A 26,249-nucleotide genomic window follows, 5' to 3' on the forward strand; every position below is an offset into this window, starting at 1 on the left:
GTCTTGCCGCCGCGGGACGTGAGGATGCCCCGCGCGGCGATCATGCCGTTGAGGTCGTCCGGGTTCGTCTCACGCCGCACCAGGATCACCGACTCGCCCGACCGCGACCACTTCACCGCGGTGTAGCTGTCGAACACGATCTTGCCGACCGCAGCACCGGGCGAGGCCGCGATGCCGCGCGCGATCCGCTTCGCCGAGCTGTTGTCGGCGAACCTCGGGAACATCAGTTGCGCCAGCTGCGCGCCGCTGACTCGCGAGGTCGCCTCGTCCATGTCGATCAGGCCCTGGTCGACCAGCTGCGTCGCGATGCGGAACGCCGCCGCGGCGGTGCGCTTCCCGACGCGGGTCTGCAGCATCCACAGCTTGCCGCGCTCGATCGTGAACTCGATGTCGCACAGGTCGCGGTAGTGCCCCTCGAGCGTGCTCATGATGCCGAGCAGCTCGTCGTAGGACTGCTTGTCGATGCCCTCCAGGTCGCTCAGCGGCACCGTGTTCCGGATACCGGCCACGACGTCCTCGCCCTGCGCGTTCTGCAGGTAGTCGCCGTACACGCCCTGCGCACCGGACGCAGGGTCACGGGTGAACGCGACACCCGTTCCGGAGTCCATACCCAGGTTCCCGAACACCATCGAGCAGATGTTCACCGCCGTGCCAAGGTCGGCCGGGATCCGCTCCTGGCGCCGGTAGATCACCGCACGGTCGGTGTTCCACGAGTCGAACACCGCGCGCACCGCGAGGTCCATCTGCTCGCGCGGATCCTGCGGGAACGGCCGCCCCGCCTGCTTGACGACGATCTCCTTGTACGTCTCGACCAGCCCACGCAGGTCGTCGGCGTCAAGGTCGAGATCGTTCTCGGTGCCCTTCGCGCCCTTCGCCTGCTCCAGCGCCTCGTCGAAATGCTCACCATCGATGCCCAGCACCGTCTTGCCGAACATCTGGATCAACCGCCGGTACGAGTCGAACGCGAACCGCTCGTTGCCCGCCTGCGCCGCCAGACCCCGCACCGACTGGTCGTTCAGACCGATGTTGAGGACGGTCTCCATCATCCCGGGCATCGAGAACTTCGCCCCCGACCGCACCGACACCAGCAACGGGTCGTCCGACTGCCCCAGCCGCTTGCCCATCTGCTGCTCGAGCTTCGCCAGATGCTCGCCCACCTCGGCATCGAGACCCTCCGGCTCGCGTCCACTGCGCAGATACGCCTGGCACGCCTCCGTCGTGATCGTGAACCCCGGCGGCACCGGCAACCCCAGATTGCTCATCTCCGCCAGATTCGCGCCCTTGCCCCCGAGCAGATCCTTCAGATCCTTGTTGCCCTCGGCGAAGTCGTACACGTGCTTGTCGGTCATCGGTGGCTCCGTCCCGCGCGCGCAGTGGTGCCACGGAGCCTAGTCGGACGCGCCCGATAGGTGATCGTCCGCGACGGGAAGGGTGTGAGGCGTGAGCGACACCGACGACCGTCCCCACCCCGGCCCGAAGCAGGAACCGCAGCCCGGCGGCGAGGCCGCATCGTCGCCCGCCGGCGCCCGTGACGACGGCGCTGCCGACCACGACGGCGTCGCAGGCGGCGACGGCGCTTCGGGCAGCGACGGCGATCGCACCGACGCCAAGATCGGCGACGAGTCGGTGCGCCAGGAGGTCGCCGCGGCGGCGCGCGATGCGGGCTACGGCGACCCGTCCGACGGGCAGGACTACCTGCCGCGCGACAAGATCCCCTACGACCCGGCCGAGGGCCTGTTGTCCGGCACCGCGATCACCGGCGGCACCGAGATCCCCGGTGAGCACGAGAACCAGCCGGACGTCGAGGAGGACGCGCCGGCCGATGACGAACAGCCGACCGAGGACGCACCGGACGAGCACTGACGAATCCGGGCGGGTCGACGCGCTCGACCCGTCGGGAAGTCTCAGCCGCCGCTGTCGTCGGTCTCGGCGCCGACCGGGACGGCGCACGAGTCGCGGGAGTCGAGCCAGCCGTCGGGCAGGCTGACGGCGCGCACGCCGGTGGTGCGGCCGCGCGGCTGCCCGTCGTTCACGCTCGGCCACGGCTGGTCGAGGTCGAGCTGCGCGAGCAGGTCGTCCAGTTCGGTCAACGACGAGGCGGACGCGAGCGAGCGGCGCAGTCCGCCGCCGACCGCAAACCCCTTGAGGTACCACGCGACGTGCTTGCGGAAGTCGGTCACGCCGCGCTGCTCGTCGCCGAGCCAGTCGACGAGCAGTTCGGCATGGCGCCGCATCGTTCGCGCGACATCCGCGAGCCCCGGACGCGCGCGCTCGGGGCGCCCGGCGAAGGCCGCCGCGAGGTCGCCGAACAACCACGGTCGGCCGAGGCAGCCGCGGCCGACCACGACGCCGGCGCAGCCGGTCTGCTCGACCATGCGCAGCGCGTCGTCGGCCTCCCAGATGTCGCCGTTGCCGAGCACCGAAATGTCGAGCAGTTCGACCAGTTCGGCGATGCGCTGCCAGTCGGCCGTGCCGCCGTAGAACTGGGAGGCCGTGCGGCCGTGCAGCGCGACGTACGCGACGCCGGCGTCCTGCGCGCGCAGCCCCGCCTCGCGGAAGGTGATGTGGTCGTCGTCGATGCCGACACGCATCTTCACCGTGACCGGCACCGCCCCGCGCGCCTCCTGCCCCGCGGTGCGCACGAGGCGGTCGAACAGGCCGACGCGCCAGGGCAGCGCCGACCCCCCGCCCTTGCGGGTCACCTTGGGCACCGGGCAGCCGAAGTTGAGGTCGACGTGATCGGCGAGGTCCTCGGCGACGATCATGCGCACGGCGGCGCCGACGACGTCGGGATCGACGCCGTAGAGCTGGATGCTTCGTGGCTGCTCGTCGTGCTCGAAGCGGATCAGCCGCAGCGTCTTCGGGTTGCGCTCGACCAGGGCCCGGGTGGTGATCATCTCGGAGACGAACAGGCCGCCCGCGGCGCCGGGTGCCAGCGCGCCGGCCATCGCCTCGCGGCACAGGCGGCGGAACGCGGTGTTGGTGATGCCGGCCATTGGCGCCAGCACGACCGGCGGGTCGGCCTGCACACCGTCGGCCAGCGTCAGCACGCCGGGCGCGGTCACGAGTGCCGTCATGCGTCCATTGTCCGTGACGCGCGAGCTCGGGCGCACCGGCGCACCCCACAGCTGTCTCGGCCTGCCGTCCGTCGGCCGCCCGGATCAGATCTTGTGCAGCACGCGCGTGTGTTCCCGCGCGCCATGCACAAGATCGCGGGGCGGATCGGATCTTGTGCAGGACGCGCGTGTGTTCCCGCGCGCCGTGCACAAGATCGCGGGACCTACGCGGCCGCGACCTGTTCGCCGCAGATGCGCGCCTCGCCGTTCTCGCTGATCACCGAGAAGGTCCACTTCACGCTGCCGCTCTTGCCGCTCGTCTTGAGCGTGAGGTCGGCCAGGTAGGTGACGTCGCGGCCGGTCGCCGTCTCGGTCGAGTCGCTGAAGGTCTTGCTGTCGACGTGCACGTTGAAATCGCTCGCCGACGAGTTCACGTTGTTCTCGAACGTCGTGCGCTGCCGCTCGCAGATGATCGACGCGGCGTCGACCGTGTTGCCGGCGTTGACGTCGTTCATGTACTGCTCGGCGACCGTGCGGGCGTCGTCCTCGCTCACCGTGCCGCCGCCCGACGTGTCCGAACTCGGCACGTCGCTGGCGGGTGCCGACGACACCATGCCGCTCGGGAAGTCGCCGCCGCCGGACGCGGGCGCCGACGAGTCGGGCGCCGACGAGGCCCCCGACGGTGCGGCCGAGGTCGACGAGCCGCCCCCGCCCGCGGCGGGGCTCTTCTTGTCGCTGCCTTTGGTCGCGAAGTACGTGATGAGGCCCGCGGCGACGAGCACGACCACCACCGCGACGGCGATGAGCAGGTTGCGGTTGCCGCCGCTGCCGGACGGGCCGGACGGCACGTACGGACCACCGGGGCCACCCGGACCACCGGGGCCACCGGGCGCGCCGTAGGGCGGCTGCCCGTACCCGGGCTGCCCGTACTGCGGCTGGCCGTACCCGGGCTGCCCGTAGCCGGGCTGGCCCGGCTGGCCGTAGCCCGGCTGGCCCGGCTGGCCCGGCTGGCCCGGCTGCTGCCCGTAGCCGGGCTGGCCGTAGGACGGTGGCTGCTGCCCGTACCCCGGCTGCGACGCCGGGTCGGACTGCCACGGCTGCGGCGGCTGCTGCGGCTGCGGCGGCTGCGGCGGCTGGCCCGGCTGCTGACCGTAGGGCGGCTGCTGGCCGTACGGCGGCTGCTGCCCCGGCTGCTGGCCGTAGGGCGGCTGGCCCGGCTCGCCCGGTCCCCCCGGATATGTCATGTCGTCTTCCTCTCCGTCCGTCGCGGACCGCCCGACCGGGTCGCGTCCGTGATCAAGGCATGATCACGCACCGAGCAACCTGGACGCCAGATACCCGGCCACCTGGTCGAGCGCGACCCGCTCCTGGGTCATCGCGTCGCGTTCGCGCACCGTCACCGCCTGGTCGTCGAGGCTGTCGAAGTCCACGGTGATACAGAACGGCGTGCCGATCTCGTCCTGGCGACGGTAGCGGCGACCGATCGCCTGCGCATCGTCGAACTCGACATTCCAATGCTTTCGTAATGTCGCGGCGAGGTCACGGGCCATCGGCGAGAGGTCGGCGTTGCGCGACAGCGGCAGCACCGCCGCCTTGACCGGGGCGAGCCTCGGGTCGAGGCGCAGCACCGTGCGCTTCTCCATGACGCCCTTCGCGTTCGGCGCCTCGTCCTCGCTGTACGCGTCGAGCAGGAACGCCAGGACCGCGCGGGTGAGGCCCGCGGCCGGCTCGATGACGTAGGGCGTCCAGCGCTCGTTCTTCTCCTGGTCGAAGTAGGTGAGGTCGGCGCCCGAGTGCTGCTTGTGCGTCGTCAGGTCGAAGTCGGTGCGGTTCGCGATGCCCTCGAGCTCGGCGAACTCGCTGCCGCCGAAGCCGAAGCTGTACTCGATGTCGACGGTGCGCTTCGAGTAGTGCGACAGCTTCTCCTTCGGGTGCTCGTAGTAGCGCAGGTGCGCCGGGTCGATGCCGAGGTCGACGTACCAGTCCCAGCGCTGCTGCAGCCAGTACTCGTGCCACTGCTCGTCGGTGCCGGGCTCGACGAAGAACTCCATCTCCATCTGCTCGAACTCGCGCGTCCGGAAGATGAAGTTGCCGGGCGTGATCTCGTTGCGGAAGCTCTTGCCGGTCTGCGCAATGCCGAAGGGCGGCTTCTTCCGCGCCGTGGTCATGACGTTGAGGAAGTTGACGAAGATGCCCTGCGCGGTCTCGGGGCGCAGGTAGTGCAGGCCGCTCTCGTCCTCGACCGGGCCGAGGTAGGTCTTGAGCATGCCGCTGAACTGCTTCGGCTCGGTCCACTGGCCGCGGGTGCCGCAGTTGGGGCAGGCGATGTCCTTGAGCCCGTGCTCCGGCGCCAGGCCCTTGCGCGCCTCGAAGTCCTCCTCGAGGTGGTCGGCACGGTACCGGCGGTGGCAGTGCAGGCACTCGGTCAGCGGGTCGCTGAAGGTGGCGACGTGGCCCGACGCCTCCCACACCTGCGGGGCGAGGATGACGGCCGAGTCGATGCCCACGATGTCCTCGCGGCCGGTGACCATCGCCTTCCACCACTGCCGGCGGACGTTCTCCTTGAGTTCGACGCCGAGCGGGCCGTAGTCCCAGGCCGAGCGGCTGCCGCCGTAGATCTCGCTGGACGGGTAGACGAAGCCCCGCCGCTTGCTCAGGTTGACGACGGCGTCGTTGCGGGCACTGAGGGAAGCGGCGGGCACGAGGACTCCTGCGGTGGTTCTGCGATCGGAGTGTCCAGCGTATCGGGGGCCGCGACCTCGTCGGTCCGCTGCGCGGCACCGGGCGGCGTCCCCGGCCCGGCCCGCCGAGCCGCGATCCGCCGTTCGACCCGGTCCGCGGCGGCGTGCAGGGCGAACGCGGTCGCGGCGCCCAGGAGGCAGTCGGTGACGTAGTGCTCGGCGGTGTAGACGAGCGTGAACGCCATCGCGAACGGATAGAGGGCGAGCAGCGGACGCAGCAGGCGCGGCGTGCGCCGCCAGAGGAACAGCACCAGCAGGGTCGTGGCGCCGACGTGCAGCGACGGCACGGCGGCGAGCGGGTCGAAGTAGGCGTGCCCCTTCTGGATGATGCCGCCGAAGTACTTGATGTGCAGGGCGCCGTACCCGCGGTACACGGTGGCCTCGAGGTACGGGTGGGCGCCGGCGTGGGTCATGTGCAGCGGCCCGAGCAGTCCGCCGTGCGCGGTGTACTTCGAGTCGAAGTTGATGCAGTACGGGTCGGTCGGGTGGTCGGCGACCTGGATCGGCGTGCAGCGCGCGGCGGCCCACGGCGGTGCGCACGGGATCAGCACGAACAGCGCGTAGCAGCCCAGTGACAGCCCCATGAAGCGCAACGACCAGCGGTAGAAGTCGGCGCGGCGCCGCAGCCAGAGCACACCGGCGGTGACGAACGGGGCGAAGAAGTAGGACATGTAGACCAGGCAGACCGCGATGTCGTACCACTGGACACTCGCCTGCTTGAGGTGCTCCTGCAGCCAGACGCTCGGCACGTGCCCGAAGCCCAGCACCTTGTCGACGTCGATCTGCGGGTGCCACCAGCCGGGCAGGCCGACCTGGTAGGCGAAGCCGCGCAGCCGGTCGTAGGCGAGCAGGACGGCCGCGAAGGGCAGGATGTCGATCACGACCCACAGCAGCCAGATCGGACGCCGGCCGACACAGGCGCACGCGAGGCCGGCGGCGATCCAGGCCAGCAGTGTTTGGGCGTCGAGCGGCACGCCCTGGTCGCGCCACTGCAGCACGAGCACGACGGCCCACGTGATGAGCAGCCCCCAGCGCACGCCCAGCAGCACCGCCTGCCGCGGCGAACGGCGGGCCTCGGCAAGTATCACGGTGCCGTGCGGCCTTCCTCGCCGACCGGCGTGCGGTCGCTGCGGTGGGCGACGGCGACACCGCCGGGTGCGACGTCGACCAGTGTCTCGAACGCGCCGGGCAGGTCGGCGGCGCCGGCGAGCAGCGGTGTCGCGCCGACCTTGACGTCGAAGTTGCCGAGCGCCCGCCGGTACGAGCCGACGTTCTCCCACTCGGTCACCAGCACCCACGCGGTCGGGTCGTCGGTCGAGCGGCCGAGGCTGCCCCGCAGGTAGCCCGGGCGCCCGGCCAGCGCGGTGAGCGCGCGGCGCGCCTCGTCGACGAGGTCGTCGCCCTGCAGGTGCGCGATCGCGATCATGCCGTGACCCCTGGGGCGCCGCTCGCCTCGACCGGCCCCGCGGCCCCGAAGCGCCGGTCGCGGCGGGCGTAGTCGAGGCAGGCCTGCCACAGGTGGCGCCGGTCGAAGTCGGGCCAGGGGGTGTCGATGAAGACCAGTTCGGCGTAGGCGGCCTGCCAGAGCAGGAAGTTGGACGTGCGCTGCTCGCCGGAGGTGCGGATGAACAGGTCGACATCGGGCAGGCCCGGCTCGTCGAGGTGCGCGCCGATGGTGCGCTCGTCGATCTTGGCCGGATTGATGCGGCCGGCCTGCACCTCACGGGCGATCGCGCGCACGGCGTCGACGATCTCGGCGCGGCCGCCGTAGTTCACGCAGAACTGCAGGGTGAGCCGGTCGTTGTCGCGCGTGTACTGCTCGGCGTCCTCGAGCTGGTCGATGACGCTGCGCCACAGCCGCGGCCGCCGGCCGGCCCAGCGGATGCGCACGCCGAGCGCGGCCAGCTCGTCGCGCCGGCGGCGGATGACGTCCTTGTTGAAGCCCATGAGGAAGCGCACCTCCTCGGGCGTGCGCCGCCAGTTCTCGGTCGAGAAGGCGTAGGCCGAGATGGTGCCGATGCCCAGTTCGATGGCGCCGTGCAGCACGTCCATGAGGCTCGCCTCGCCGGCGCGGTGCCCCTCGGTGCGCGGCAACCCCCGCTGGTGGGCCCAGCGACCGTTGCCGTCCATGACGATCGCGACGTGCTGCGGCACGAGGTTGCGCGGGATCGCCGGCGGTGTCGCACCGGACGGGTGCGGCGGCGGGTCGGGCCAGATGCGCGCGTCCCGAGCCATCCGGACACCGTACTCAACTCACCTCGGACGCTCCGCTCAGCTGGTGCGGTCGACCAGCGGCAGCGAGCGCAGCCCGCGCTCGAGGTGCCACTGCAGGTGCGCAGCGACCAGGCCGGACGCCTCGCGCCGGACCGCCTCGCCGCTCGCGTCCGCCGTCGCCCAGTCGGCCTCGAGTAGCGCGACCATGAGCCCGATCGTCTCGGGCTGCGGACGCTGCGAGCCGGGCGGGCGGCACACCTCGCACACCATGCCGCCCGCCTGCACGTTGAAGGCGCTGTGCGGGCCGGCGAGGCCGCACTTCGCGCACGCGGTGAGCGCGGGCTCCCAGCCGGACACCGCCATGGCGCGCAGGAAGAAGGCGTCGAGGACGAGCGACGCGTCGTGCGTCCGCTCGCTGAGCGCCCGCAGCGCGCCGACGACGAGCAGGTAGAGCCGCAGCACCGGCTCGCCCTCCTCGGTCAGCCGCTCGGCCGTCTCGCAGATGGCCGACAGGGTCGTCCAGCGGGCGTAGTCGTTGGCCAGCATCGCGCCGAACGCGCCGAGCGACTCGGTCTGCTGCACGACCTCGAGCGACCGGCGGCCGTCGGGCGCGGCCTGCCCATCGGGCAGCCGCGAGTAGAGCTGGATGTCGATGTGCGAGCCCGGTTCGAGGCGGGCGCCGAAGCGCGAGGACATGCGCCGGACGCCCTTGCCGACCGCGCGCACCCGGCCGTGGCGGCGGGTGAGCAGGGTGACGATGCGGTCGGCCTCGCCGAGCTTGTGCACTCGCAGGACGACCGCCTCGTCGCGGTAGGACGGCACACCCCATCGTCGCACCCGGTGCGGACAACACGGCGTCACGCCGCGACGGGCACCGCCGGTTCGCGCACGGCGGACAGGCGGCGGTGCACCGCCAGCGCGAGCGCGCCCATGAGCAGGCCGGCGCCGATCGGCACGAGGAACGCCGTGCGGGCGCCGTGGGCGTCGGCGAGGCGGCCGCTCAGTGCGGCGGCGGCGCCGTAGCCGATGTTGAGCCCGGTCGTCAGCCAGGTCATGCCCTCGTTCAGGGCGGCGGCGGGCACGCTGCGCTCGACGAGGCCGAACGAGGTGATGAGGGTCGGCGCGATGCCGAGTCCGACGACGAAGGCGCAGACCGCCAGCCACGGCACGTCGCCCGCGGCCAGGAAGAGCATCGGCAGCGCCGCGAAGATCAAGGCGTGGACGCGGAAGCGGCCCAGCACGCTCGAACGCCAGGTGATGGTGCCGTAGACGAAGCCGGCCACGCCGCTGCCGCCGGCGAAGCAGGCGAGCACCGCACCGCTGAACGGGCGGTGCCCGTGCTGCCCGCAGTAGGCGACGAGCGCGACCTCGGCGCCGGCGAACAGGGCGCCCATCGCCACCGCCATCAGCGGCAGCAGCACCATGCCGCGCAGGCGCAGGGCGAGCGGGTGCCGTTCGGCCGTGGGCGGGTGCGCCGGCGGCTCGCTGCGCCGCTGCGCCGCGAGCGCGACGGCGCCGATCGAGGTGAGCGAGCCCGCGACGACCAGCACGAGCACCGGGTCGAACTGGGTGGCGATGAACGTGGCCACCAGCGGCCCGAGCACGAACACCACCTCGTCCAGGGTCGACTCGAGCGAGTAGGCGGTCGTCAGTTCGGGGCGTCCGGCCAGCACGTACGACCACCGCGAGCGCACCAGCGAACCGACCGAGATGTAGCTCGATCCGGCGACGACCGCCGGCGCGATCAGCGTCCAGTCGGGGGTGTCGGTCTCGAACAGGACGACCAGGACGGCGACCGCGATCGCGTGCACGGCGATCGCCGGCAGCATGACCGCGCGCTGGCCGTGCCGGTCGGTGAGACGGGCCAGCCACGGGTTGCCGGGCACGGCACCGAACACGTAGCAGGCGCTGAGCACGCCGGCGAAGCCGTAGTGGCCGGTGCGGGCGGACACGATGAGGACGAGCCCCAACGCGTACATGGCCAGCGGCAGCCGCATGATCAGGCCGGCGACACAGAAGGCGGCCGTCCCCGGCTCGCGGAAGACGGCGCGGTAATTGCGCAACATCGCTCGAAACCCTCTAGAAGCCCAGCCGGTCGAGCTTCTTGGGGTCGCGCTGCCATTCCTTCTCGACGGCGACGTGCAGGTTCAGGAAGATCCTCTCGCCGAGCAGTTCCTCGATGCCGGCCCGCGCGGTGGCGCCGATGCGCTTGAGCCGCTGGCCCTTCGGGCCGATCACGATGCCCTTCTGGCTGTCGCGTTCGAGGTGCAGGGTCGCGAAGACCTCCTGCAGGCCCGACTCGCGGCGCCGCAGCTCGTCGATGGTCACCGCGATCGAGTGCGGCAGTTCGTCGCGCACGTCGGCGAGCGCGGCCTCGCGCACCAGCTCGGCGATGCGCGACTCGGTGTCGTTGTCGGTGAGGACGCCGCTCGGGTAGAGCTGCGGACCCTCGGGCAGCTGCGCGATCAACAGGTCGGCGAGGAGGTCGACCTGCTCGCCGCGGACGGCCGACACCGGCACGATCTCGGCGAAGTCCGCCAGCTCGCTCACGGCGAGCAGGTGCTCGGCCAGCCGCTGTTTGCTCACGGTGTCGATCTTGGTCACGATCGCGATGACCGGGGCCCGCACCCCGGCCAGCTGGTCACGGATGAACCGGTCGCCCGGGCCGACCCGCTGGTCGGCGGGCAGGCAGAACCCGACGACGTCGACCTCGGCGAGGGTCGTGCGCACCACCTCGTTGAGCCGCTCGCCGAGCAGGGTGCGCGGACGGTGCAGGCCCGGGGTGTCGACCAGCACCAGCTGCCCGTCCGGGCGGTCGACGATGCCACGCACCGCGTGCCGGGTGGTCTGCGGCTTGTCGCTGGTGATCACGATCTTGGCCCCGACCAGCGCGTTGGTCAGCGTCGACTTGCCGGCGTTCGGGCGTCCGACGAAGCAGCAGAAGCCCGAACGGAAGGTCACGCGACCATCCTGCCGCATGGGACACGTCGTTTCCGGATCGCCTGGATTGATCTATGTTCTCCGCATGCCGGGCCTTCGTCCCGGTTCTTCCGACCTCCCGACAGGAGCAGGCATGGTCCTCGATCCCCGGCGGACGGCCCGTACCGTGGCCGCCACCGCGCTCGCCGCAGCGAGCGTCGTCGCACCGACCGCCACCGCGGTCGCTGCCGCCACCGGCGTCACCCCCGCCATCGGCGCGCACCCCGAATACCGCGTCGTCGGCAGCGCGCGCACCGACGCTCGCACCTTCAGCTGCCAGACCACCACGCCCGCCGGCTGCTACGGACCGGCCCAGGTGCGCACCGCCTACGGCGTCGACGCGCTCGCCGCCCGCGGCCTGAGCGGCGCCGGCCAGACGATCGTGATCGTCGACGCCTTCCAGAGCCCGACGATCCAGCACGACCTCGACACCTTCGACGCCGCCTTCGGCCTGCCGTCGGCGCCGCTCAACATCATCGCGCCCGACGGGCTCACGCCGTTCGACCAGAACGACGACAACCAGGTCGGTTGGGCCGGCGAGATCACGCTCGACGTCGAGTACGCGCACGCCATCGCGCCGGGCGCGACCATCGACCTCGTGCTCGCCAAGTCGAACCAGGACGCGGACATCCTGTCGGCGACCAGGTACGCCGTCGACCACAACCTCGGCTCGGTCATCTCGCAGAGCTTCGGCGAGGCCGAGCAGTGCGTCGACCCGGCCCTGCTGACCGCCGAACACCAGGTCTTCGCCGCGGCGACCGCCAAGGGCATCACGCTGCTCGCGTCGGCCGGCGACCAGGGTGCGGCGCAGCCGTCGTGCGACGGCAGCACCTTCTTCAAGGCGGCCAGCAGCCCGGCGTCCGACCCGCTCGTCACCGGTGTCGGCGGCACGCGTCTCGACGCCGACGGCATCACCGGCGCGTACCACGGCGAGTCGACGTGGAACGAGCCCGACTTCGCCAGCGCGGGCGGCGGCGGCTTCTCGGTCGTCTACAAGGAGCCGGGCTACCAGCGGCCGGTGCAGAAGACCGGCGTGCGCGCCGTGCCGGACGTCGCCTACAACGCGGCGATCATCGGTGGCGTCCTCGCGGTCTGGAGCTCGTCGGGCCAGGGCAGCGACCTCGTCTTCCGCTTCGGCGGCACCAGCGCCGGCTCGCCGCAGTGGGCGGGCCTCGTGGCGCTGACCGACCAGCTCAAGGGCGGCCGCGTCGGCGAGATCAACGACACGCTCTACCACCTGTCGTTCGCCAAGAAGAGCTACGCGGCCGACTTCCACGACGTGACGACCGGCGACAACACCTACCACGGCGACGTCACCGTCACCGGCTTCGCCGCCACGGTGGGCTGGGACCCGGCCACCGGCCTCGGCACGCCGAAGGCGGACAGCCTCGTGCCGGCGCTGGCGCAGAAGTCCTGACCGTGCAGTGATCGTGCAGTGATCGTGCGGAGGCGTCGGGCCGGGCCCGGCGCCTCCGCCGTTTACGCTGATGCCCGTGCGATGGCGGCCCCTGCTCGGTGTGCCCGTGCTCGGGGCGGCGCTCGCCATGGCCGGCTGCACCTCGTCGTCCGCTCCCCCGCCGCCCACGACCTCGACGATCACCACCACGGTGGCACCGCACGTCACGCCGGTCAGCACCGGCCCCACCACCGCGGCCACCGCCCGGCGCTGCCCGTTGATCGACGAGCAGACGGCCGCCGACGACCTCGGCATGCGCCTCGACCGCATCACCGTGCTGCGCAGCGGCGGCGCCGTCGTGGGCTGCCGCATCTACGCCCTGCAGGGTTCGCCGCTGTCGCAGTCCGAGAAGCTGCCGCCCGGGCGCCAGCCCGCGCTCGAGGTGACGATCACCCGCTACGGCAGCGCGAAGGCGGCCTACAACGCCACCGTGCTCGTCGCCCGTCGCGGCACGAACCCGCAGCAGGTGCGGTTGCAGGGCACCACCGGCGTCTGCTTCCAGACCGCGTTCTACCGCGCGGACCACGGTCGTGACTGGGCGTGCGCGGTGCCCCACGGCGTCACCATGGTGCTGGTGCGCACCGTCGTGACCTCGCCGTCGTTCAACGCCGTCCAGGCGACCAAGCACCTGCGGCTGCCGTGATCGTCAGCGAGTACGGGGGCGACCCGAACCAGTTCGGCGAGCTCTCGGTGCCGCGTGGCGGGCGGCGGCCCGGCATCGTGGTGGTGATCCACGGCGGCTTCTGGCGCGCAGCCTACGACCTCTCACTCGGACGCCCGCTGGCCGCCGATCTCGTGCGGCGCGGGCACGTCGTCTGGAACATCGAGTACCGCCGGGTCGGCAGCGGCGGTGGCTGGCCGACGACGCTCGAGGACGTCGCCGCGGCCATCGACCACCTCGCGACCCTCGACGTCGACACCTCGTCGGTCGTCGCCGTCGGGCACTCTGCGGGCGGGCATCTCGCCGTGTGGGCGGCCGGACGGCCCGAGCTGCCCGACGGCGCTCCCGGGTCGCGTCCGGGGGTGCGGGTGACGGGCGTGGTGTCGCAGGGTGGCGTGCTCGACCTCGCCACCGGCGCGGGCGGCCGCGTGGGCCGCGGCGCGATCGTCGACCTGCTCGGCGGCACCCCCGACCAGGTGCCGCAGCGCTACGCCCTCGCCGACCCGATGCAGCGCCTGCCGCTGGACGTGCCGGTCGTGTGCGTCCACTCGCAGCAGGACGCGCAGGTGCCGTTCGCCCAGTCGGTGGCCTACGTGACGGCCGCGACGGCGGCGGGATCGTCCGCCCGGCTGGTCGAGACCACCGGTGACCACTTCACGCTCATCGACCCCGACCACCCCGACTGGGCCGTCGCCGTCGACGCCATCACGTCCCTGCTCTGACCGCCGCGCCGCTGTCCAGGGTGACGGGTCGCGCCCCACGATGACGGGCGGCGCCGCCGGGTGACGGATCAGCTTGATCGGAGACGGCATATTTCCCGTCACCCGTGGGCTGGATCCGTCACCCTCGGACGGAGTCCGTCACCCTCGGGCGCCGGCGCGAAGGTCCCGCGTCAGTCGGCGAGGGTGCCGTCGGCCTTCGCGTGCAGGATCGTGGCGGACGGGGCGAGGTCGCGGACGGCGCGCTCGCCGGCCTCGTCCACGCTCGTGTCCCCCAGCACCACCGCGGCCTCCAGACCAGGCGCACCGGACGAGACCGCCATCGCGACGGCGAGCTGCAGCGCGGTCACCGACAGCGACGGCAGGTCGACGGACGCGGCGACGTAGGTGCGCCCGTCGGTGTCGCGCACGGCCGCGCCCTGCGGCGCCCGGGTGCGGGCGCGGGCCGACCGCGCGAGGGTGACGAGCTTGGCGTCCTCGGGGTCGAGCTGGTCGGCGTCCGGCGCGCTCACGCGTGCTCCATCTCCTCGGCGTCCTCGGTCTCGCCGTGCCCGTCGTCGTCGGTGACGCGGCGCACGAGCACGGTGTCGATGCGGTTGCGGCGGCCGCTGATGCTCTCGGCGGTGAGCTCGAGCCCGTGCACGGTCGCGGCCGACCCGGCGATCGGCACCCTACCGAGCGCCTCGGCGAGCAGGCCGCCGACGGTCTCGACGTCGTCGCGCTCGGGCAGCTCGACGTCGAAGAGCTCGCCGAGGTCCTCGACCGCGAGCCGGGCCGTCACCCGGGCCGTGTCGTCATCGATGCGCTCGATCGGCGGCCGCTCGACGTCGTACTCGTCGGTGATCTCGCCGACGATCTCCTCGAGGATGTCCTCGATGGTCACGATGCCCGCGGTACCGCCGTACTCGTCGATGACCACCGCGATGTGCAGCCGCTTGGCCTGCATCTCGCGCAGCAGGTCGTCCACCCGCTTGCTCTCGGGCACGTACGCGATCGGACGCATCACCTCCTCGACCAGCGTCGAGCGGGCGCGGTCGGCGTCCTGGGCACGTCGGGTGAGGTCCTTGAACTGCACCACGCCGATGATGTCGTCGACGTTCTCGCCGATCACCGGGATGCGCGAGAACCCGCTGCGCAGGGCCAGCGCGAGCGCCTGCGCCACGGTCTTGCTGCGCTCGATGAACACGATGTCGGTGCGCGGCACCATCACCTCGCGGGCGATGGTGTTGCCGAGCTCGAAGACCGACTGGATCATCTGCCGCTCGCCGTGCTCGACGACGCCGCGCTCCTCGGCCATGTCGACCAGCTCGCGGATCTCGACCTCGGACGAGAACGGTCCGTCGCGGAAGCCTCGGCCGGGCGTGATCGCGTTGCCGAGCAGGGTGAGCAGGCCGGCGAGCGGGTTGAACAGGCGCCCGAGCACCCGCACCAGCCCGGCCGTGCGCAGCGCCACCCGGTACGGGTGCTGGCGGCCGAGCGTGCGCGGGCCGACGCCGATCACGGCGTACGAGACCACGACCATCACCAGCACGGTGAGCGCGGCGACCGGCCAGCGCGTGCCGAACGCGGCACGCGCGACGATCGTCACCAGCACGGTGGCGGTGAGCTCGCACGAGACACGCAGCAACAGCAGCAGGTTCGTGTAGCGGGCGCGTTCGCCGATCACCTCGAGCAGCGCAGGCGCGCCCCGCTCCTCCTCGCGCACCATCTCTTCGACGCGTGCCTTCGACACCCGCGCGAGCGCCGCGTCGATGCCGGCCAGCGTGCCGCCGACCGGGACCAGCAGGATCGCCACCACCAGCGTGATGACGTCGGACGAGGTCACGTGTGCCTCGCGCCGTCCCGCACGCCGCCGCCGGTGCCCGCGCGCGGGGTGCGGATCGGCGCGCGGCCGGTCTGCGCGACCCAGTCACGCAGCAGGTCGGCCTGCAGCTCGAACATCTCGCGCTCCTCGTCCGGCTCGCCGTGGTCGTACCCGAGCAGGTGCAGGATGCCGTGCGTGCAGAGCAGGTGCAGCTCGCTCTCGAGCGAGTGGCCGGCCGACTTCGCCTGCTCCTGCGCCACCTCGGGGCAGAGCACGACGTCGCCGAGCAGGGCCTGCGGCTCGCCCGCCTCCGCCCCGGGATGGCTGCCCTCGAACCGGTCGGGCCCCTCCTCGGCGTCCATCGGGAAGGCCATGACGTCGGTCGGGCCGGGCAGGTCCATCCACTGCACGTGCAGGGCCGTCATCGCCTCGGTGTCGAGCAGCACCACCGAGAGCTCGGCGAGCGGGTCGATGCCCATCGCGTCGAGCACGAAACGACCGAGCCCGGCGAGGGCCGCCTCGTCGACGGCCACGCCGGACTCGTTGTTGATCTCGATCATCGGCGGGGTTTGGCGCGCCGCTGGTCCGGCCCGTCGGCCGGACGGCGGGAGTCGTAGCGGTCGTAGGCGTCGACGATCTCGCTGACGAGGCGGTGCCGCACGACGTCGGACGACGTGAGCTCGGCGAAGTGCACGTCCTCGATCTCGGTGAGGATGTTGCGCACCACCCGCAGGCCCGACTGCTGGTCGCCGGGCAGGTCGACCTGGGTGACGTCGCCGGTGATGACCATCTTCGAGTCGAAGCCGAGCCGGGTGAGGAACATCTTCATCTGCTCGGGCGTGGTGTTCTGCGCCTCGTCCAGGATGATGAACGCGCTCGACAGCGACCGGCCGCGCATGTACGCGAGCGGCGCGATCTCGATCGTGCCGGCCTGGATCAGCCGCGGGATCGACTCGGGGTCGAGCATGTCCTGCAGCGCGTCCAGCAGCGGGCGCAGGTACGGGTCGATCTTGTCGAACAGGGTGCCGGGCAGGAAGCCGAGCCGCTCGCCCGCCTCGACCGCGGGCCGGGTCAGGATGATGCGGTTGACCTGCTTGGCCTGCAGCGCCTGCACGGCCTTCGCGACCGCGAGGTAGGTCTTGCCCGTGCCCGCCGGCCCGATGCCGAAGACGATCGTGTGGTGGTCGATGGCGTCGACGTAACGCTTCTGGTTCAGCGTCGTGGGGCGGATGTTCTTGCCGCGCCGCGACAGGATGTTGAGGCTCAGCACCTCGGCCGGCCGTTCGCCGGTCTCGGCGGTGAGGATGCCGTGGGCGCGCGCGATCGAGTCCGGGGTGAGGTTCTGGCCGGCGCGGATCAGCTCGAGCAACTCCTCGAACAGGCGCACCGCCACGGCGTTGTCGGCCGCCCGGCCGCTGATGGTGATCTCGTTGCCGCGGACATGGATGTCGCTGTCGAGACGGGCCTCGATGACGCGGAGCAACTCGTCGCGTGAGCCCAGCAGGGCCACCATGGCCTGCTCACCGGGCACCACGAGAGTGGTGGAGACACGGTCCGTACCAGCTGTGGTTTCGGACAAGTTGGGCTTCCTGGTCGGGGACGCGGACACCTCCATGGTAGCGACGGACGCACCCGGACAGCCCCGATCGCCGACGACCTAGCCGGGCGGCCAGCCGAACGGGCGCCCGGCCAGCACGTGGGCGTGCACGTGGAACACCGTCTGACCCACGCCGGCACCCGTGTTGAACACGGTGCGGAAGTCGGTGAGCCCCTGCTGCGCGGCGAATCCGCGGACGCCGGCCAGCAGCGCGGCGGCCGTGTGCGGGTCGCGCGCGACGTCGGCGACGTCGGTGTGGTGCTCGCGCGGGACGACGAGCACGTGCGTCGGCGCCTGCGGGTTGATGTCCTGGAAGGCGATCGTGTGCTCGTCCTCGTAGACCTTCGTGGACGGGACGTCGCCCGCCACGATCTTGCAGAAGAGGCAGTCGTCGGCCATGCGACCGACCCTAACGGGCGGCGTCGCGCAGGGCCCACGCGACGATCTCGGCGCGCGCGCTGAAGCCGAGCTTGGCGAGGATGTTGCGCACGTGCGTCTCGACCGTGCGCTCGGACAGCACCAGTCGGGCGGCGATCTCGCGGTTCGACAGGGCCTGGGCCACCAGGTCGGCGACCTCGCGCTCGCGGTCCGACAGCGGGGACGCCGCACGCCGCGCCGCGGCGACGGTGCGTGCGAGGTCGTCGGCCCGGCGCAGGCGCACCGGCATGTCCAGCCGCCGGAACTCCGCGGCGGCGTCGGCGGCGAGCGACGCCGCCTCGGGCAGCGCCGATCCGCCGGCGGTCAGCAGCTCCGCGAGCGCCAGCCGGCTCAGCGCGGCGAAGGGGCGCGCGCCGACGCGGTCGTTCATCGCCACGGCGTCGCGCAGGTGCCGTTCGGCCTCGGCGGTGCGCCCGGCGGCTGCGGCGAACAGGCCGACGACCCGGGCGTTGGCGCCCCACGTGAAGACGGCACCGGATCCGTCGCCCGACGAGTAGTGCGCGAACCGCGCACAGCGGTCGTAGACCTCCCCCGCCAGCGCCGCGTCACCTGCGAGCACCGCGGCCACACCGAGCTGGAACACCGTGCCGAACCAGCGGGTGCCGTACGGCTGCGTGCTCGGGATGTGGCGCAGCCCCGCCAGGTGCCGCCGCGCGGCGTCGAGATCGCCGCGCACCGCCAGCGTGAGCGGGATGCACACGGCGATGATCGGCACCGGCGGGGCCGCGGCGAGCACGTCGAGGTGGTCCGGGGCCAGCACCGACGGATCGTCGAGGACGACCGCCAGCTGCAGGTCGAACGCGTACGCCATCCCGATCATCGAGGGCTCGCCGATGCGGCGGGCCAGCGCGAGCGCCGCAGCGGTCTCGTCGCGCGCCGTCGCGAAGCGCCCGTCGTGCACGGCCCGGACGGCACGGTGTCGGTGCAGATGCCACTGCGCCAGCACCGATCGCTGGGTGCGGGCGATCTGCGCGATCGCCGCGACCTCGTGGTCGTACTCGCGCAGGTTGCCGAGCTGCATGGCGGCGTCGGCGCGCCACAGGTGGCCCCACAGCGCGGCGATGGGGCGTTGCGCGTCGGCGCCGAGCGCGACGGCACGCCGGCCGAGGTCCAGCCGTTCGGTCACCGAGTCGGGGACGGACACCGCGACGTGGCGCGCCGCGAGGGCCTCCAGGATCGCGGTGTCATCACCCGACCGTTCGGCCTCGACGAGGGCCTCGGCAGCGACCTCCGCCGCCGGCGCACCCTGCTCGGTCTCGGCCAGTCCGACGGCGAGCTGGGCGATCAGCCGCGCCCGGGTCGCGTGCTCGGTGACGGGCAGCGCGGCCAGGGCGCGTTCGCACAGCCGCGGCACCGAACCCACCGCGAGCGGGTCGGACACCCCCTGCACCACCAACGCGGCCGCGGCCTGCAGATCCGGGCGGGCAGCCGCCTGCGCGCGGTCGGCCGCCTCCTCGCACGCGGCAAGGCTGGCGTCCAGGCGGCCGGCGAGGTAGGCCGCCTCGGCGACGCGGACGAGGAGCCGGGCCTGCTCGGCGTCGTCGGCACCGAGCACGCGGGCGCGGTCGAGGGCGAGTTCGGCGTAGCCGAGCGCGTCGTCGGCGGCGAATCCCGCCCGGGCCCGGTCATCGGCGATCTCGGCCCACGCCGCACATCTCGCGGCGGCGTCCCTGCCGCTGACCTGCTGCCAGTGCCGGGCGATCGAGCCGGCGACCGCAAGGTCCCCATCCGCCTCCAGCGTCTCGGCCGCGGCGCGGTGCAGCCGGTCGCGGTCGGCGAGCGACAGGCCGGCGACGACCGCGTCGCGGATGAGGGCGTGGGCGAAACCGAGCCCGGCCCCGCCGCCCAGGACGCCGGCGACGACGGCGGCGTCCAGATCATCGACCGTCTCGTGCACCGGACGGCCCAGCACGCGCGCGATGCGCTCCGCGTCCCCGTGCTCGCCGAGGATCGCGGCCGCGTGCACCGCCTCGCGCACCGCCGCCGGCAGCGCCGCGACACGGGCCGCCACCAACCGACGCAGCTGCGGCCGCTCGACCATGAGCCGGTCCAGGGCCGACCGGTCGGTGGGGTGCAGCGCGAGCTCCTCGACGACCAGTCGCACGAGCAGCGGCACGCCGCCGGTGCGCTCGTGCAGTGCCGTCGCGAGCTCGGGGTCGATGCCGTCGGACCGGTGCGTCAGCCAGGCCCGGACGGCCTCGGGCGCCAGCGGCGGCACCTGGACGACGGTCGCCGCGTCGCCCCGCACGAGGTGCGGCACGACCTCGTCGAACGCCGTGCTGCCGGAGTCGCGCGCGGTCGCGACCACGGCGATCCGGTGGCGGGGCAACGAGGCGGTCACGTGCCGCAGCAACCACAGCGTCGGGCCGTCGGCCCAGTGCAGGTCCTCGAGCACGACGAGCAGCCCGGACGCCGACGCCTGCGTGGCCAGCGTCTCCTCGACCGAGGCGAACACCTGGAACCGGCGGGCGGCGTCCGACTCGTCCGCCGACGCGAGAGCCAGCCCGGGGGCACCCGGCAGGTCGCGCAGCACGCCCGTCCACGGCCACAGCGGCGGCGCGCCGGGGTCGTCGACAGCGGTGCCGCGTGCCACGACCATCTCGCGCTCGCGGGCCGCCTCGACGGCAGCATCGGCCAGCCTGCTCTTGCCGATGCCGGCCGGCCCGGCGACGACCACCAATCGGCCGTGCCCGGCCCGGGCGTCGTCGAGCGCACGAGCGATCCGGTCGATTTCCGCCGCTCGTCCGACCAGCATGCCGCCGGCGTGCACGCGGTCAGTATCGCGGACCAGTACCGGGTCTGCGTGGCTCCACTGAGGCCGTGCGTCGTCCGTGCGGACACGGTGGGCGGGTCGGAACCACTCGTCCGGAGGAGGACGCCATGTACGCCCAGATCGCCTGGTTCGACGGCCCGCGCAGCGCCGAGGTCGTGACCGCGAATGACACCGCCGGACGCCACCGGCTGATGCCTGCGCTCGCGGCCGACGCGGAGGTCCGCGCATCGCACCGCGGCACCTTCGTGCTGCGCCAACCCGACGGCACCGAGCTGGTGCTGGTGCTCGCCGACGACGAGCGCGCCTTCGACCGGGGCAGCCAGGTCATCCTCGGCACCGAGTTGCTGCCGGGCGAGGACCCCGCGCTGCTCACCGGCCCCGACCGCTTCACCCGGTACGAGGTCGTCGCGGCCTACGACGCCGACTTCCGTGAGCTGGTGCGGGCGTGACCGCGTCGCTGACCGGCCTGCGGACCGGCCGCTGGACGGCGGCGTCGACGCTCACCTCGGCGACCTTCACGGTGCGCCACGCCCTCGGCCTGGCTCGGGTGCAGGGGTGCGTCCCGGTCGTCGACGCGTCCGTGGACGTCGACGCCTCGGGCCGACCGGCGGCGGTCTCGGCGACGCTCGACCTCACCCGCATCGACACCGGGAACCGCCGACGCGATGCGGACCTGCAGCAGCCGCGGCTGCTCGACACCGCATCCGCCCCGACGCTCACCTTCGCCGGCAGGGTGGTCACGACGGACGCAGGTGTCGAGGTCGTCGGCAGGCTCGCCGGCCGAGCAGCGGCGGACGTCGTCCTGCGCGTCGTCGAGATCGACGACGGCGGCGATGGTGGCGACGGGTCGGTGCACGTCGTCGCGACGACCCGGCTCGACCGGCGCGCGCTCGGCGTGCGAGCCCCGCGCGTGCTCATCGGGCGTGTCGTCCAGATCCGCCTCGACCTGACGTTCCGGCCCGGCTGACATGTCCACCGCGCTGCACAGAGCACCGCGCCTGCTCGCCGTCGTCGCGGTCGCCGCCACCGTCGTCCTGGCACCGGCCGCGCACTCGGCCGCCACCTCCACGGTCGGCAACGGGCCGATCGCGTTCGGCCGGTTCGACCCGGGTCTGGGCTTCTGGACGCTGTGGACGGCGCAGGCCAACGGCACCCACCAGCGGCGGCTCACCACCGTGCCCAGTTTCTTCTCCGACTGGTCACCGGACGGGTCTACCGTCGCCTTCGACTACTCCGCGGGCGACGACGAGCACATCGCCACCGTCCGCCCGGACGGGTCACACGAAACCCGACTCACCTCCGGTCCCGGCATCCAGGAGGTCCCACGCTATGCACCCGACGGGAAGCACATCGTGTTCGACGCGTCGTCCCAACTGCCGGACGACCCAGCCTTCCACACCGACATCTGGGAGATGGATGCCGACGGCTCACACCCGCACCAGGTCACCAGCGACGGATTCGACGTCGAGCCGGTGTACTCCCCCGACGGGCGCTCCATCGCCTTCGGACGGATCGTCGGGCCGTCCAGCCCGACCGATTCGGCGCAGGACGAAGCCGTCTACGTCGTGCGCACCGACGGCACCGGGCTGCGCCGAGTGGTCGCCCCGAGAAGCGGGCTCGAGCACCCCAGGTGGTCGCCCGACGGTCGCCTCATCACATTCAACATCGCACCGGAGGCCACCTCGGCCCCGGGCGCCGGAACGGTGTACTCCGTCCATCCGGACGGCTCCGGACTGACGGTCGTGCGCGCCCCGACCGCCGACTGGGCCTTCACCAAGGCGGTCTGGTCGCCCGACGGCCACACGATGCTGGTCGTCTGCCACAGTTTCGCGGCGGGCGTCGACTTCATCTGCCGGATGGATCCGCGCACCGGCGACATCCACGTCATCGTGACGACCCCGCCGGACCGGCCCGTGAACTTCCCGTCATGGGGCCCGCGACCGCGCTCCCGACGCGAGGCCGGAGGCTGATCGACCCCTGGTGCGAACGCCGTCGCGGGCCTGCGCAGTCCTACGCTCGGCCGGTGCCGTCCACACCGCTCACCGTCGCGGCCGCCCAGCCGGTCGTGACGTCCGGCGACCTGGACGCGACGGTGCGGGCGCACGCGGAACTCATGGCGGCGGCGCGCGCGGACCTGTGGGTCTTCCCCGAACTGTCGCTGACCGGCTACGTGCTCGACGCACCGGCGGTGCCGTCCGACGTACTCGGGCCGCTGGTCGCCGCATGTGGGGCCGCGGGCTCGACAGCACTGGTGGGTGCCCCGGTGGAGGAGTCCGCGGGACGGTTCATCGCGATGCTCGCCGTGACCGGCTCGGGCGTCGAGGTGGCATACCGGAAGCAGTACGTCGGCGCGGACGAGGCGCGCTCCTTCGCGGCCGGGCCGGCGCCCGCCGTGCTGGACATCGCCGGCTGGCGGGTCGGGCTCGGCATCTGCCGGGACACCGGACAGGCCGGTCATCACGAGGCGGTCGCGGCGCTGCGTCCGGACCTCTACGTGGCAGGGCTCGTGCACGCCGACGACGAGCTGGCCGAGCAGGACCGCCGCGGCGCGCTCATCGCCTCACTGCTGCACGCCCCGGTCGTCTTCGCGAGCTTCGCCGGCCCGACGGGCGAGGGCTACACCCGCACCGCGGGCCGCTCGACGATCTGGGACGCGACCGGCTCGGTGCTCGCCCGCGCCGACGACCGGCCTGGCTCGTTCGCCCTGGCCACGCTGCATCGCGGACCCCGGAGCCGCCGCGCGACGCGGTCATGATCTCGGGGAAACCCGGGCTCTGACCCGTGTTTTCCCGAGATCATCGGGGTCTGGGTCGGGGTGGGGACGCAGGCCGGACGCGTCGGTCGGGGCCGGGCGTCGGTCAGGCCCAGCGGCCGAGGCGGGCCGAGAGGACGGCGAGCGCCGCGGCGCCCGCGGTCGACGTGCGCAGCACCGGCTCCCCGAGCCGGACGGCGGTCGCGCCGGCGGCCTCGAAGGCGCGCAGCTCGTCGTCGCTCACACCGCCCTCGGGCCCGACCACGATCGCCAGCTCGTCGGCGTCCGGCAACGGCAGGCCGGCGAGCGGCACGGCCGCGGCCTCGTGCAGCACCAGCAGGGCGGCTCCCCGGTGCGCGACGTCGGCGGTCGACGCGAGCGGCGCGACGGTCGGCACCCACGCCCGGCGGCTCTGTTTCGCCGCCTCGGCCGCGGTGCGCTGCCATTTCTCGCGGGCCTTCTCCCCGCGCGGCCCGTGCCACTGCACGACCGAGCGCGCCGCCGCCCACGGCACGATCTCGTCGACCCCGAGCTCGGTGAGCACCTCGACGGCCAGCTCGGCCCGCTCACCCTTCGGCAGCGCCTGGACGACGACCAGTCGCGGACGCGGCACCCCCTCGACCCGCCGCTCGAGCACCGAGCAGCGCAGCCCGTCGGGCAGCACCTCGGCGACCGCGCACGACGCGACGGTGCCGCGCCCGTCGCCCACCAGCAGCGGTTCACCGACGCCGAGCCGCTTCACGCGGGCGGCGTGGCGCCCCTCGTCCCCGACGAGAACGAGCGTGTCGCCCACCGGCAGCGGGTCGAGCAGGAACAGCGGCGGCGTCACCGCAGCTTGTCCCGCACCTTCCCGAACAGCCCGCCGTTCTTGCCGTGCACGGCGACGTCCTCGTTGCGCAGGGCGGCGAGCTCGCGCAGCAGCGTCTCCTGCCGGTCGTCCAGCCGGGTCGGCGTGCGGACCTCGACGTGCACGAACAGGTCGCCGCGGGCGGTGCTGCGCAGCCGCGGCACGCCCTTGCCGCGCAGCGTCAGCACGGTGCCGTGCTGCGTGCCGGGGCGGATGTCGATCTTCTCCTCGCCGTCGAGGGTCTGCAGCACCATGTCGCAGCCGAGCGCGGCCGACGTCATCGGCACCGACAGCGTGCAGTGCAGGTCGCTGCCCTCGCGGGTGAACTGCTCGTGCGGCTTCTCGGCCACCTCGACGTAGAGGTCGCCGGAGGGGCCGCCGCCGGGGCCGACCTCGCCCTGGCCGGCCAGGCGGATGCGCATGCCGTCCTCGATGCCCGCGGGCACGTCGACGGTGATGGTGCGCCGCGCGCGCATGCGGCCCTCGCCGGCGCAGGTCGGGCAGGGCGACGGGATGCGCTCGCCGGTGCCGCCGCACACGTGGCACGGCCGGCTCATCTGCACCTGGCCGAGGATCGAGCGCTCGATGGTGCGGATCTCGCCCGAGCCGTTGCAGGTGTCGCAGCGCACCGGGTTCGTGCCGGGCGCGCAGCCGCTGCCCTGGCAGCCGGTGCAGAGGATCGCCGTCTCGACCGAGAGCTCGCGGCGCACGCCGAACGCGGCCTCCTCGAGCGTCAGCGCGATCTGCAGCAGCGCGTCGGCACCCGGACGCACCCGGCTGCGGCGCGCCCGGCCGCCGCCGCCCGTCGCGCCGCCGGAGAAGAACGCGTCGAAGATGTCGCTGAAGCCGCCGAACCCGCCGAAGCCACCGCCGCCACCGCCGCCGGCCTGCGCCAGCGGGTCGCCGCCGAGGTCGACGATGCGCCGCTTCTCGGGGTCGGACAGCACCTCGTAGGCGGTCGTGACCTCCTTGAACCGGTCCTGCGCCGCCGGGTCGGGGTTGACGTCGGGGTGCAGCTCGCGCGCGAGCTTGCGGTAGGCGCGCTTCAGCTCCTCCGGCGTCGCGGAGTTCTTGACGCCCAGCACGGCGTAGTAGTCGCGATCAGGCACGATCCGTCCTCGTCCATCGGTAGCACTCTGCACCGGCGAGTGCCAGAGCCAGTGTACGGATCAGCGGCCTTCGAGCAGTTCGCCGACGTAGCGGGCCACCGCGGCGACGCGGGCCATGGTGTGTCCGTAGTCCATCCGCCGCGGGCCGAGCACACCGACCGCGCCGACCGGCTCGCCGCGCACGCCGTAGCCTGTGGAGACGACCGAGGTCTGCAGCAGCCCCTCGTGCTGGGTCTCGTTGCCGATGCGGACGACCACCTTGCTCGCCGACACCGACTGGTCGAGCAGCCGCAGCAGCACCACCTGCTCCTCGAGCGCCTCGAGCACCGGCCGGATCGCCGGGAAGTCGAGCGTCTGCTGACTCAGGTGCGAGGTACCGCCGAGCAGCACGCGGTCGCTCTTCGGCTCGACGAGCACCTCGAGCAGCACCGTCGTGAGCGTGGCGAGCAGCCCGGCGAGGTTGGGCGCCACCTGGGCGGGCAGTTGCTCGACGATCTGCGGCGCCTCCGACAACGGCCGATCGCGCAGGTGGGCGTTCAGCGTGCCGCGCAGCTCGTAGACGTCGCTCTCGGCGACGGGCGCGGGCAGTTCGACGATGCGCTGCTCGACGCGTCCGGTGTCGGTGATGAGCACCAGCATCAGCCGCGTGGTCGACACGGTGACGAGCTCGAGGTGCCGCACCCGGCTGCGCGAGAGCACGGGGTACTGCACGACGGCGACGTTGCGGGTGAGCTGCGCGAGCGCCTTCACCGCCCGGTGCAGCACGTCGTCGAGGTCGACGGCGCCCTCGAGGAACGCCGAGATCGCGCGCCGCTCGGCGGCGGTCAAGGGCTTCACCTCGGTGAGCCGGTCGACGAACATGCGGTACCCGGCGTCGGTGGGCACCCGGCCGGCACTGGTGTGGGGCTGGTGGATCAGCCCCTCCTCCTCCAGCGCCGCCATGTCGTTGCGGATGGTCGCCGGCGACACGCCCAGGGAGTGGCGGTCGACCAGCGCCTTGGAGCCGACGGGCTCGTTCGTGAGGATGTAGTCCTCGACGATCGCCCGCAGCACCTCGAGCTTTCGGTCATCGGCTGCCACACGCCGATTCTATTTGCTCCCGG

27 protein-coding genes are annotated in these 26,249 nt (G+C 72.8%); 8 read left to right on the forward strand and 19 right to left on the reverse strand.

Translation table 11 applies throughout. From position 1 onward, the window contains the following. Positions 1–1,349: PEP/pyruvate-binding domain-containing protein (locus tag ACTHMS_RS04950; RefSeq protein ID WP_440305561.1), on the reverse strand; the 1,349-nt coding region annotated here is incomplete at its 3' end. 91 nt (positions 1,350–1,440) lie between these two features. On the opposite strand from ACTHMS_RS04950, the gene ACTHMS_RS04955 reads away from it, so the two are divergent. Continuing rightward, positions 1,441–1,863, forward strand: coding sequence for a hypothetical protein (locus ACTHMS_RS04955; RefSeq protein ID WP_440305562.1), 423 nt, complete (start codon positions 1,441–1,443; stop codon positions 1,861–1,863). A gap of 41 nt (positions 1,864–1,904) precedes the next feature. Here ACTHMS_RS04955 and dusB read toward each other — a convergent pair whose 3' ends face one another. The 9 genes from dusB to era all read right to left on the reverse strand — a co-directional run bounded on the left by dusB (position 1,905) and on the right by era (position 10,990). Beyond that, positions 1,905–3,077 carry a tRNA dihydrouridine synthase DusB gene (gene dusB, locus ACTHMS_RS04960; protein WP_440305563.1) on the reverse strand — a complete coding sequence of 391 codons (1,173 nt, stop codon included), beginning with the start codon at positions 3,075–3,077 and terminating at the stop codon, positions 1,905–1,907. A gap of 203 nt (positions 3,078–3,280) precedes the next feature. Then, entirely contained in the window at positions 3,281–4,300 is a 1,020-nt protein-coding gene (locus ACTHMS_RS04965) for a hypothetical protein (protein WP_440305564.1), read from the reverse strand. A 63-nt stretch (positions 4,301–4,363) separates the two neighbouring features. After that, complete coding sequence (locus ACTHMS_RS04970; protein ID WP_440305565.1) at positions 4,364–5,758, reverse strand: glycine--tRNA ligase; 1,395 nt, start codon at positions 5,756–5,758, stop codon at positions 4,364–4,366. Continuing rightward, positions 5,710–6,885, reverse strand: coding sequence for a phosphatase PAP2 family protein (locus ACTHMS_RS04975; RefSeq protein ID WP_440305566.1), 1,176 nt, complete (start codon positions 6,883–6,885; stop codon positions 5,710–5,712). Before ACTHMS_RS04975 ends, ACTHMS_RS04970 begins: the two co-directional genes overlap by 49 nt. Continuing rightward, positions 6,882–7,223, reverse strand: coding sequence for an antibiotic biosynthesis monooxygenase family protein (locus tag ACTHMS_RS04980; protein ID WP_440305567.1), 342 nt, complete (start codon positions 7,221–7,223; stop codon positions 6,882–6,884). Before ACTHMS_RS04980 ends, ACTHMS_RS04975 begins: the two co-directional genes overlap by 4 nt. Next, entirely contained in the window at positions 7,220–8,032 is an 813-nt protein-coding gene (locus ACTHMS_RS04985) for an isoprenyl transferase (protein WP_440305568.1), read from the reverse strand. Before ACTHMS_RS04985 ends, ACTHMS_RS04980 begins: the two co-directional genes overlap by 4 nt. Positions 8,033–8,068: 36 nt before the next feature. Then, on the reverse strand, positions 8,069–8,833 hold the full coding sequence (gene recO / locus ACTHMS_RS04990) for a DNA repair protein RecO (protein ID WP_440305569.1): 765 nt from the start codon (positions 8,831–8,833) through the stop codon (positions 8,069–8,071). A 35-nt stretch (positions 8,834–8,868) separates the two neighbouring features. Further along, positions 8,869–10,077 (reverse strand): MFS transporter, encoded by a 1,209-nt coding sequence (locus ACTHMS_RS04995; RefSeq protein WP_440305570.1) that lies wholly within the window; start codon positions 10,075–10,077, stop codon positions 8,869–8,871. 13 nt (positions 10,078–10,090) lie between these two features. Then, positions 10,091–10,990 (reverse strand): GTPase Era, encoded by a 900-nt coding sequence (gene era / locus ACTHMS_RS05000; protein ID WP_440305571.1) that lies wholly within the window; start codon positions 10,988–10,990, stop codon positions 10,091–10,093. A 94-nt stretch (positions 10,991–11,084) separates the two neighbouring features. Between era and ACTHMS_RS05005 the strand changes: the two genes are divergently transcribed. The 3 genes from ACTHMS_RS05005 to ACTHMS_RS05015 all read left to right on the forward strand — a co-directional run bounded on the left by ACTHMS_RS05005 (position 11,085) and on the right by ACTHMS_RS05015 (position 13,829). After that, the gene (locus ACTHMS_RS05005) at positions 11,085–12,407 is read left to right on the forward strand and encodes a S53 family peptidase (protein ID WP_440305572.1); all 1,323 of its coding nucleotides are present in this window, start codon (positions 11,085–11,087) and stop codon (positions 12,405–12,407) included. Between the two features lie 76 nt (positions 12,408–12,483). Beyond that, positions 12,484–13,089 carry a hypothetical protein gene (locus tag ACTHMS_RS05010; RefSeq protein WP_440305573.1) on the forward strand — a complete coding sequence of 202 codons (606 nt, stop codon included), beginning with the start codon at positions 12,484–12,486 and terminating at the stop codon, positions 13,087–13,089. Continuing rightward, positions 13,086–13,829 (forward strand): alpha/beta hydrolase family protein, encoded by a 744-nt coding sequence (locus ACTHMS_RS05015; protein WP_440305574.1) that lies wholly within the window; start codon positions 13,086–13,088, stop codon positions 13,827–13,829. Before ACTHMS_RS05010 ends, ACTHMS_RS05015 begins: the two co-directional genes overlap by 4 nt. A 170-nt stretch (positions 13,830–13,999) precedes the next feature. Here ACTHMS_RS05015 and ACTHMS_RS05020 read toward each other — a convergent pair whose 3' ends face one another. The 6 genes from ACTHMS_RS05020 to ACTHMS_RS05045 are packed head-to-tail and all read right to left on the reverse strand — an operon-like array spanning position 14,000 to position 20,435. Next, positions 14,000–14,338 (reverse strand): cytidine deaminase, encoded by a 339-nt coding sequence (locus ACTHMS_RS05020; RefSeq protein WP_440305575.1) that lies wholly within the window; start codon positions 14,336–14,338, stop codon positions 14,000–14,002. After that, positions 14,335–15,651 (reverse strand): hemolysin family protein, encoded by a 1,317-nt coding sequence (locus ACTHMS_RS05025; protein WP_440305576.1) that lies wholly within the window; start codon positions 15,649–15,651, stop codon positions 14,335–14,337. The genes ACTHMS_RS05020 and ACTHMS_RS05025 overlap by 4 nt, the downstream gene beginning before the upstream one ends. Then, positions 15,648–16,190, reverse strand: coding sequence for an rRNA maturation RNase YbeY (ybeY, locus tag ACTHMS_RS05030; RefSeq protein ID WP_440305577.1), 543 nt, complete (start codon positions 16,188–16,190; stop codon positions 15,648–15,650). Before ybeY ends, ACTHMS_RS05025 begins: the two co-directional genes overlap by 4 nt. Then, entirely contained in the window at positions 16,187–17,245 is a 1,059-nt protein-coding gene (locus tag ACTHMS_RS05035; RefSeq protein WP_440305578.1) for a PhoH family protein, read from the reverse strand. Before ACTHMS_RS05035 ends, ybeY begins: the two co-directional genes overlap by 4 nt. Before the next feature lie 42 nt (positions 17,246–17,287). Further along, positions 17,288–17,626: a histidine triad nucleotide-binding protein gene (locus tag ACTHMS_RS05040; RefSeq protein WP_440305579.1), complete on the reverse strand. Its 339-nt coding sequence runs from the start codon at positions 17,624–17,626 to the stop codon at positions 17,288–17,290. A 10-nt stretch (positions 17,627–17,636) separates the two neighbouring features. Then, positions 17,637–20,435, reverse strand: a complete 2,799-nt coding sequence (locus tag ACTHMS_RS05045; protein WP_440305580.1) for an ATP-binding protein — start codon at positions 20,433–20,435, stop codon at positions 17,637–17,639. A 110-nt stretch (positions 20,436–20,545) separates the two neighbouring features. Between ACTHMS_RS05045 and ACTHMS_RS05050 the strand changes: the two genes are divergently transcribed. The 4 genes from ACTHMS_RS05050 to ACTHMS_RS05065 are packed head-to-tail and all read left to right on the forward strand — an operon-like array spanning position 20,546 to position 23,193. Further along, the gene (locus tag ACTHMS_RS05050; protein WP_440305581.1) at positions 20,546–20,887 is read left to right on the forward strand and encodes a hypothetical protein; all 342 of its coding nucleotides are present in this window, start codon (positions 20,546–20,548) and stop codon (positions 20,885–20,887) included. Next, a complete protein-coding gene (locus ACTHMS_RS05055; protein WP_440305582.1) occupies positions 20,884–21,405 on the forward strand; it encodes a YceI family protein in 522 nt (173 codons plus the stop codon). Before ACTHMS_RS05050 ends, ACTHMS_RS05055 begins: the two co-directional genes overlap by 4 nt. Position 21,406: 1 nt before the next feature. Continuing rightward, the gene (locus ACTHMS_RS05060; protein WP_440305583.1) at positions 21,407–22,408 is read left to right on the forward strand and encodes a hypothetical protein; all 1,002 of its coding nucleotides are present in this window, start codon (positions 21,407–21,409) and stop codon (positions 22,406–22,408) included. A 53-nt stretch (positions 22,409–22,461) separates the two neighbouring features. After that, on the forward strand, positions 22,462–23,193 hold the full coding sequence (locus ACTHMS_RS05065; RefSeq protein WP_440305584.1) for a carbon-nitrogen hydrolase family protein: 732 nt from the start codon (positions 22,462–22,464) through the stop codon (positions 23,191–23,193). A gap of 103 nt (positions 23,194–23,296) precedes the next feature. On the opposite strand, the gene ACTHMS_RS05070 is transcribed toward ACTHMS_RS05065, so the two are convergent. The 3 genes from ACTHMS_RS05070 to hrcA are packed head-to-tail and all read right to left on the reverse strand — an operon-like array spanning position 23,297 to position 26,226. Continuing rightward, the gene (locus tag ACTHMS_RS05070) at positions 23,297–24,019 is read right to left on the reverse strand and encodes a 16S rRNA (uracil(1498)-N(3))-methyltransferase (protein ID WP_440305585.1); all 723 of its coding nucleotides are present in this window, start codon (positions 24,017–24,019) and stop codon (positions 23,297–23,299) included. Further along, positions 24,016–25,146: a molecular chaperone DnaJ gene (gene dnaJ / locus ACTHMS_RS05075; RefSeq protein ID WP_440305586.1), complete on the reverse strand. Its 1,131-nt coding sequence runs from the start codon at positions 25,144–25,146 to the stop codon at positions 24,016–24,018. The genes ACTHMS_RS05070 and dnaJ overlap by 4 nt, the downstream gene beginning before the upstream one ends. Positions 25,147–25,206: 60 nt before the next feature. Beyond that, positions 25,207–26,226 carry a heat-inducible transcriptional repressor HrcA gene (hrcA, locus tag ACTHMS_RS05080; protein ID WP_440305587.1) on the reverse strand — a complete coding sequence of 340 codons (1,020 nt, stop codon included), beginning with the start codon at positions 26,224–26,226 and terminating at the stop codon, positions 25,207–25,209. Positions 26,227–26,249: the final 23 nt, after the last annotated feature.

It is taken from the genome of Jatrophihabitans sp. (assembly GCF_051960575.1).
In the GTDB taxonomy this organism is placed as follows: domain Bacteria; phylum Actinomycetota; class Actinomycetes; order Mycobacteriales; family Jatrophihabitantaceae; genus JBQCEE01.

Bases quoted from the DNA above. Each gene is read 5' to 3' on its own strand.
- dusB (WP_440305563.1), bottom strand. From the start codon at position 3,077: ATGACGGCACTCGTGACCGCGCCCGGCGTGCTGACGCTGGCCGACGGT.
- ACTHMS_RS04995 (WP_440305570.1), bottom strand. From the start codon at position 10,077: ATGTTGCGCAATTACCGCGCCGTCTTCCGCGAGCCGGGGACGGCCGCC.
- era (WP_440305571.1), bottom strand. From the start codon at position 10,990: ATGCGGCAGGATGGTCGCGTGACCTTCCGTTCGGGCTTCTGCTGCTTC.
- ACTHMS_RS05035 (WP_440305578.1), bottom strand. From the start codon at position 17,245: ATGGAGGTGTCCGCGTCCCCGACCAGGAAGCCCAACTTGTCCGAAACC.
- ACTHMS_RS05050 (WP_440305581.1), top strand. From the start codon at position 20,546: ATGTACGCCCAGATCGCCTGGTTCGACGGCCCGCGCAGCGCCGAGGTC.
- ACTHMS_RS05005 (WP_440305572.1), top strand. From the start codon at position 11,085: ATGGTCCTCGATCCCCGGCGGACGGCCCGTACCGTGGCCGCCACCGCG.
- ACTHMS_RS05040 (WP_440305579.1), bottom strand. From the start codon at position 17,626: ATGGCCGACGACTGCCTCTTCTGCAAGATCGTGGCGGGCGACGTCCCG.
- ybeY (WP_440305577.1), bottom strand. From the start codon at position 16,190: ATGATCGAGATCAACAACGAGTCCGGCGTGGCCGTCGACGAGGCGGCC.
- ACTHMS_RS04985 (WP_440305568.1), bottom strand. From the start codon at position 8,032: ATGGCTCGGGACGCGCGCATCTGGCCCGACCCGCCGCCGCACCCGTCC.
- ACTHMS_RS04980 (WP_440305567.1), bottom strand. From the start codon at position 7,223: ATGATCGCGATCGCGCACCTGCAGGGCGACGACCTCGTCGACGAGGCG.
- ACTHMS_RS05060 (WP_440305583.1), top strand. From the start codon at position 21,407: ATGTCCACCGCGCTGCACAGAGCACCGCGCCTGCTCGCCGTCGTCGCG.
- ACTHMS_RS04965 (WP_440305564.1), bottom strand. From the start codon at position 4,300: ATGACATATCCGGGGGGACCGGGCGAGCCGGGCCAGCCGCCCTACGGC.